The 6,130-nt window shown below is 74.6% G+C and carries 6 protein-coding genes, 1 pseudogene and 1 riboswitch; of the genes and pseudogenes, 2 read left to right on the forward strand and 5 right to left on the reverse strand.

All coding sequences use genetic code 11. From position 1 onward, the window contains the following. Nucleotides 1–327: pseudogene (locus C3486_RS35835) on the forward strand (NAD(P)/FAD-dependent oxidoreductase); the annotation flags it as partial. Nucleotides 328–539: 212 nt separating this feature from the next. Here the strand turns inward: C3486_RS35835 and C3486_RS35840 are convergent. The 5 genes from C3486_RS35840 to C3486_RS35860 all read right to left on the reverse strand — a co-directional run bounded on the left by C3486_RS35840 (nt 540) and on the right by C3486_RS35860 (nt 5,191). Further along, complete coding sequence (locus tag C3486_RS35840; protein WP_103837040.1) at nt 540–1,586, reverse strand: hypothetical protein; 1,047 nt, start codon at nt 1,584–1,586, stop codon at nt 540–542. Between the two features lie 33 nt (nt 1,587–1,619). Further along, complete coding sequence (gene metF / locus C3486_RS35845; RefSeq protein WP_103837041.1) at nt 1,620–2,537, reverse strand: methylenetetrahydrofolate reductase [NAD(P)H]; 918 nt, start codon at nt 2,535–2,537, stop codon at nt 1,620–1,622. A 195-nt stretch (nt 2,538–2,732) separates the two neighbouring features. Beyond that, on the reverse strand, nt 2,733–3,386 hold the full coding sequence (thiE, locus tag C3486_RS35850; RefSeq protein WP_103837042.1) for a thiamine phosphate synthase: 654 nt from the start codon (nt 3,384–3,386) through the stop codon (nt 2,733–2,735). Nucleotides 3,387–3,463: 77 nt separating this feature from the next. After that, nucleotides 3,464–3,829 (reverse strand): Rv2175c family DNA-binding protein, encoded by a 366-nt coding sequence (locus tag C3486_RS35855; RefSeq protein WP_103837043.1) that lies wholly within the window; start codon nt 3,827–3,829, stop codon nt 3,464–3,466. 114 nt (nt 3,830–3,943) lie between these two features. Beyond that, the gene (locus C3486_RS35860; protein WP_103837044.1) at nt 3,944–5,191 is read right to left on the reverse strand and encodes an NAD(P)/FAD-dependent oxidoreductase; all 1,248 of its coding nucleotides are present in this window, start codon (nt 5,189–5,191) and stop codon (nt 3,944–3,946) included. Nucleotides 5,192–5,319: 128 nt separating this feature from the next. After that, nucleotides 5,320–5,433: riboswitch (TPP riboswitch) on the forward strand. Here C3486_RS35860 and C3486_RS35865 point away from each other — a divergent pair. After that, nucleotides 5,431–6,130 (forward strand): FAD-dependent oxidoreductase (locus C3486_RS35865; RefSeq protein WP_146075131.1); only part of this gene is annotated, 700 nt, incomplete at its 3' end. It overlaps the preceding riboswitch by 3 nt.

Here is a 6,130-nt window from a genome sequence, read left to right on the forward strand (position 1 = left end):
GGGGTGGCGGAGGCGTTCGCCGACCGGGTGGTCGCGGCGGCCGCCGCCGCGGTGCCGGACCTGCGGGACCGCATCCTGTGGCGCGAGGTCCGGACCCCGGCGGACACGGCGGCCGACACGGGCGCCGCGGGCGGCGCCGTGCCGGGTCCCGCGCTGGCCGGCCTGGACGGCCGTGCCCTGGTCCCGGCCAACCGCACCCGGATACCGGGCCTGTACACGGCCGGCGGCTGGTCCCACCCCGGCGGCGGCCTGGCCCACGCGGGCATGTCCGGCGCCCTGGTGGCGGGCCTGATCGTCCACGGCGACGACTGGCACGGCTCCCAGTAAGCCCACGGCGCCGGCCGGCCCGGGACGCCCGGCGCCGGCACCGGTCGGCGCCCGCCTGCCGAGATACCGGTACGGCCGCTCCCCGGCCCGCCGGAAGGGGCGAGTACGGTACGCCGCTCCCCGGCCCGCCGGAAAGGGCGAGTACCCGCTCCCCCGGCCCGGCGGAGGGCCGGAGCCGGTGCCGCCGCTCCCCGGCCTGCCCGGGGGGACGGTCAGTACCGGTACTGCTGCTCGTCGTACCCCTGCTGGGGCGGGTAGCCGTAGCCCTGGTGATCGGGCTGGGGCGCCGGCGGGTAGGGCTGCTGTTCGTCGGCCGCGCGCTGCTGGGGGACCCAGACGCCGCCGGGCGGGGTCTCCGGGCCGGCGCCGCCGTAGTACTGGTCGTCGTAGCCGCCGCCGTACTGCTGCGGGACCTGGCCGCCGTAGCCGTAGGGGTCGTGCCCGCCGTACTGGTCGTGGCCGCCGTAGGGGTCGGCGGGCGGGTAGGAGCCGGGCTGCGCGTAGGGGTCGTAGGCGCCGCCGTACGGGTCCTGGGCCGCGTACGGGTCGGCGTAGCCGCTGCCGGGCTGGCCGTCGCCGTAGCCGCCGTAGTGGCCTGCCTGGGCGTCGTACGCGGCGGCCGGCTCGTAGTAGCCGCCGCCGTAGGGGTCGTGCGGCTGCTGCCCGGTGCGGGCGTCGGTGCTGTATATGCCGTACTGGCCGGTGTCGTCGGGCATCGGCTCGGGCGCGTAGACCGGCGCTGCCTGGGTGGCGTCCGCGGCGTACGGGTCGGCATAGCCGTCCTGGCGCGCTGCGTAGGCGTCCGCGTAGGGGGAAGCGGCCGCGTCGGGCGCGTAGCCGTAACCATTCCCCTGGTCGTCGGCCGCGCCGTGGTCCGCCGCGCTCTCCTGCGGGTCGTGCGCGCCGTCACCGGTGACCGGGCCCGGTTCCGGCCCGGCGCCCTCCGCTTCCGGTGCGGCCGCGGCCCGGCCGCCACCGCGCCGGCGGCGGCTCACCTTCGGTCTGCCCGCGGCGAGCGCCCAGCCCGTCGTGAAGCCGCGGCGGAAGGAGAGCGTGACGTAGGTCTGGCCGACGGCGAAGGCCGCGGCGCCGATGGCGATGACCACGATCGAGGGCAGCACGACGCCGATGACGACGCCGAGGAAGCCGACGAAGGCGAGCAGCCGCCAGCGCAGCCGCGCCTTGTACTGGAGCAGGACCTCGCTGAGCAGCCAGAGCGCCACGATGCCGAACGCGATGTAGAGGATCGTCCAGCCCATGTACGCCCCTGTTCCGCCGCTGCGGGCACGTGGTCAGGTCTGCTGGTGCAGACCCAGATTCTCGTAGATTTCCAGCGTCGCCGTGGAGTGGTTCAGGGTAATGAAGTGCAACCCGGGAATGTCCTCGGCGGTCAAGCGTGCACACAGCTCCGTGGCGTACTCGATGCCAATGGAGCGTACCGCCGCGGGATCGTCCTTGACGGCGAGGATGCGGTCCGCCAGCTCGGGCGGGAACGCCGCATTGCTGAGCTGGGCGAAGCGCTCGATCTGCCGGACGTTCGTGACCGGCATGATCTCCGGGATGATCGGCGTTTCGCAACCGGCGGCGGCCACCCGGTCACGAAGGCGCAGATAGTCCTCCGGGTAGAAGAACATCTGGGTGATCGCGAAGTCGGCGCCCGCTCGGCACTTGTCCACGAAGTGCCGGATGTCGGTGTCCCAGTCGGTGGAGCGCGGGTGCATCTCGGGGAAGGCCGCGACGCCGACGCAGAAGTCGCCGGACTCCTTGATCAGGCGGACCAGGTCGGCGGCGTACTCGATGCCCTCGGGGTGGCGCACCCACTCGCCCATCGGGTCGCCGGGCGGGTCGCCGCGCAGCGCGAGCATGTTGCGGATCCCGGCGCCGGCGTACTGGCCGATGATGTTCCGCAGGTCGGCGACGGAGTGGTTGACCGCGGTCAGGTGGGCGACCGGGGTGAGCGTGGTGTCCGTGGCGATCCGCTCGGTCGCCCGGACGGTGCCCTCGCGGGAGGTACCGCCGGCGCCGTAGGTCACCGACACGAAGGTCGGTGCCACGGCCTCGATCCGGCGAATGGCCTTCCACAGGGTCCGCTCGCCCTTCTCGGTCTTGGGCGCGGCGAACTCGAACGAATAGGACCGCTTGCCTGAGGCGAGCAGTTCGCGCACGGTGCGCGCGCGGTCAGTCCTGGTGGAAGGTGTACCTAGGGCCATACCGGCAGGTTAACCACCGGCCTGGCAGGCCCCCAACCACAGGCTGCCGTTTGCCCTGGTTTGCCGGGTTGCTGTTCACCAGTCGGACACTTCACGTCAGACCGCTGCTCACGGCACGGGCGGCGTGACGCTGCGTGCGCGGCCGGGCGCCCTGCCTCGCACGCGGCCCGACGCCCTGCCTCGTACGGCCCGGCGTCATGCCTCGTACGCGCGGATCCGCTTCGCCAGCTCCGCGGCGGCCGCGCCCGGGTCGGCGGCCTCGGTGATCGCGCGGACCACGACCACGCGGCGGGCGCCCGCCGCCAGCACCTCGTCGAGGTTGCCCGCGTCGATGCCGCCGATCGCGAACCACGGGCGCGCGGGCTCCTGCGCCGCGGCGTACCGCACGAGGTCCAGGCCGGGGGCGTGCCGGCCCGGCTTGGTGGGGGTGGGCCAGCAGGGGCCGGTGCAGAAGTAGTCCACACCCGGCTCGGTGAGCGCGGCGTCGACCTCCGCCTCGGCGTGCGTGGAGCGGCCGATGAGGACGTCCTCGCCGAGGATGGCGCGGGCCGCCGGGACCGGCAGGTCGCCCTGGCCGAGGTGGAGCACGTCGGAGCCGATGGCGTGCGCGACGTCCGCGCGGTCGTTGACCGCGAGCAGCTTGCCGTGGCGCCGGCAGGCGTCGGCGAAGACCTCCAGGTGGGCCAGCTCCTCGCCGGCCTCCATGCCCTTGTCGCGCAGCTGCACGATGTCCACGCCCGAGGAGAGCACCGCGTCCAGGAACTGCGGCAGGTCGCCCTGCTCCTTGCGGGCCCCCGTGCAGAGGTAGAGGCGGGCGTCGGACAGGGCCTGGCGTGCGGCGGTGCTCATGGGATCCCCCCGGTCCGGGCGTACGGACCGGGGGCCGGTCCGTACGCCCTGCGGTTACGGCAGTGGTGACGGGTGTGTCAGACGGCGAGCGCCTGTGCCCGGCGCTTCACCTCCGTGCCGCGATTCTCGCGCAGCGCCTGCGCCGGCGTGCCCGGCAGGGTCTCGTCGGCGGTGAACAGCCACTCCAGCATCTCTTCGTCGGTGAAGCCGTCGTCCTTGAGGAGCGTCAGCGTCCCCACCAGGCCCTTGACGACCTTTCCGTCCTTGATGAACTCGGCCGGCACGTGGAGGGCCCTGTTCTCACCGCGGCGCACCGCGATCAGCTGGCCCTCCTTGACCAGCTGCCTGACCCGCGTCACCTCGACGCCGAGCTCCTCGGCGATGTCGGGGAGGGTGAGCCAGGCGGAAACCAGTCCATCGATCTTTGCGTCAATCTCGGTCACACCCCAAGCGTGCCATCCCCCACTGACAGTCGGTAGCCGGGCATCGCCATCAGTGCACACCACCGGCCACACCGGGCGGCCGCACGGCCTTCGGGGCCCGTGCGGCACAGCCGGTCACGGCACCGGCAGCGCGGCCGATTTCAGCGGTACCGAGGCGTCGGCGGCGCGCGCCCGGTCCAGCGGGGCGCCGCGCTCGATGAGCTTGCGGCCCTGCGCCAGGTCGCGCGGCCGGCCCACGGCCAGCAGGGCCACCAGCGCGCCCGCCCGCAGCCACAGCACGGACCACGCCGCGCTCTCCGGGTCGCCGCGCCAGGTCAGCTCGTCGGCGACGCCGTGGTACCCGGCGCACTGCACGAACCGGCCGAACTGCTCGGACCAGAAGTACGGCACGGGGTCGTACACCACGCCCTCGGCCTCGCACCGGGCGATGTTCGTGGCGACCGTGCGCGGCCCCTGGAGCGCGTTGTCCCAGTGGTGCACCAGCAGCCGGCGTCCGTAGCGCGCCGACGGGAAGGAGGCGCAGTCGCCGACCGCGTACACGTCGGGCAGCGAGGTGCGCAGCCGCTCGTCGGCCCGTACGGAGCCGTCCTCGGCCAGCTCCACGCCGGAGCCGGCCAGCCAGTCCGTCGCGCAGCGCGAGCCGATGCCGATGACCACGGCGTCCGCGGGCAGTTCGGTGCCGTCGGCGAGCCGGACGGCGCCCTCCTCCACCGCGGCGACCCGGGTGCCCGTACGGAGCGTGGCGCCCGCGTCGGCGTACCAGCGGGCCATGTGGCCGGCCACCTCCTCGGGCAGCGCGCCGGCCAGCGGCCGGTCCGCCGCCTCGACGACGGTGACCTCGCAGCCGGCCTCCCGGGCCGCGGTGGCGAACTCGGCGCCGATCCAGCCGGCGCCGACCACCACGACGCGCTTCTGGGCCGAGAGCACCGGGCGCAGCCGCTCGGCGTCGTCCAGGGTGCGCAGTACGTGGACGCCCGGCACGCGCGCGCTCCCGGGGAGCGTGATCGCCTCGGCCCCGGTGGCGATGACGAGGCGGTCGTAGGGCACGGGGCCGGCGTCCGTCAGCACCTCGTGGGCGTCGGCGGCGAGTCCGGTGGCCCGCCGGCCGAGCTCCAGATCGATGCCGAGGGAGGCGAAGTCGACGTCGAAGGCCGAGCCGTCCGCCTTGCCGAGCAGCACCGCCTTGGAGAGCGGCGGCCGGTCGTAGGGCGGGTGCGGTTCGGCGCCGAGCAGGGTGATCGTGCCGCGCCAGCCCTGTTCGCGCAGGGCAACGGCGGTCTGCACGCCCGCCATCCCCGCGCCGGCGATGACGACGCGGCGCGAGCGGTCGGGGGTCCGCGAGTACTTGCTCTGCTGGCTCACTCGATCACTCTAGGACGCACCCCTTCGGGGGGCTGAGCACCGCGCGACGAGATCTCTGACACAGGGTCATGGTCCGGCCGCGCAGAGCACCCTTACGGCGCGTCGGGCACGCGTACTAGTCTGACGGCACTTGTACTCGCGGGAGCCCGGACGCACCGGGCTGAGAGGGAGGCTGCGGCGGCCTCCGACCGTACGAACCTGATCCGGGTCATGCCGGCGAAGGGAGGGGCTGGTCGTCTATGCATCCACCTGCACATACGCCCTCGGGGACGGTTTCCGGGCATCCTGATGCGGTGATCGTCGGGGGCGGCCTCATGGGGCTCGTGACGGCCTGGCGGGCCGCCGGGCGGGGGCTGCGCACGACGGTCGTGGACCCGGAGCCGGGCGGCGGTGCCGCGCGGGTCGCGGCCGGCATGCTGGCCGCCGTCACCGAGCTGCATTACGGCGAGGAAACGCTCCTGGGGCTGAATCTCGACTCCGCCGGGCGCTACCCGGCGTTCGCCGCCGAGCTGGCCGAGGCGAGCGGGCAGGACCTGGGGTACCGGCGGTGCGGCACGCTGGCCGTCGCGCTGGACGCCGACGACCGCGCCCACCTGCGCGACCTGCACGCGCTGCAGCGCCGCTGCGGTCTGGACTCGGAGTGGCTGACCGGCCGGGAGTGCCGGAAGCTCGAGCCGATGCTGGCGCCCGGCGTGCGCGGCGGGCTCCGGGTGGACGGTGACCACCAGATCGACCCGCGGCGGCTCGCGGCGGCCCTGCTGACGGCCTGCGAGCGGGCCGGGGTGGAGTTCGTACGGGAGCGGGCCGGGCGGCTCACGGTCGCCTCGGGCCGGGCCACGGGCATCGAGCTGGCGGACGGCACGCCGCTGCCCGCCGGGCAGGTGGTGCTGGCCGGGGGCAGCCTGAGCGGGCGGCTGGCCGGGGTGCCGGAGCACGTAC

Source organism: Streptomyces sp. Ru73 (assembly GCF_002920575.1).
Taxonomy (GTDB): Bacteria; Actinomycetota; Actinomycetes; order Streptomycetales; family Streptomycetaceae; genus Streptomyces.

Coding starts and splice junctions, on each gene's coding strand:
- thiE (WP_103837042.1), bottom strand. CDS start 3,386: ATGAGCACCGCCGCACGCCAGGCCCTGTCCGACGCCCGCCTCTACCTC.
- metF (WP_103837041.1), bottom strand. CDS start 2,537: ATGGCCCTAGGTACACCTTCCACCAGGACTGACCGCGCGCGCACCGTG.
- C3486_RS35840 (WP_103837040.1), bottom strand. CDS start 1,586: ATGGGCTGGACGATCCTCTACATCGCGTTCGGCATCGTGGCGCTCTGG.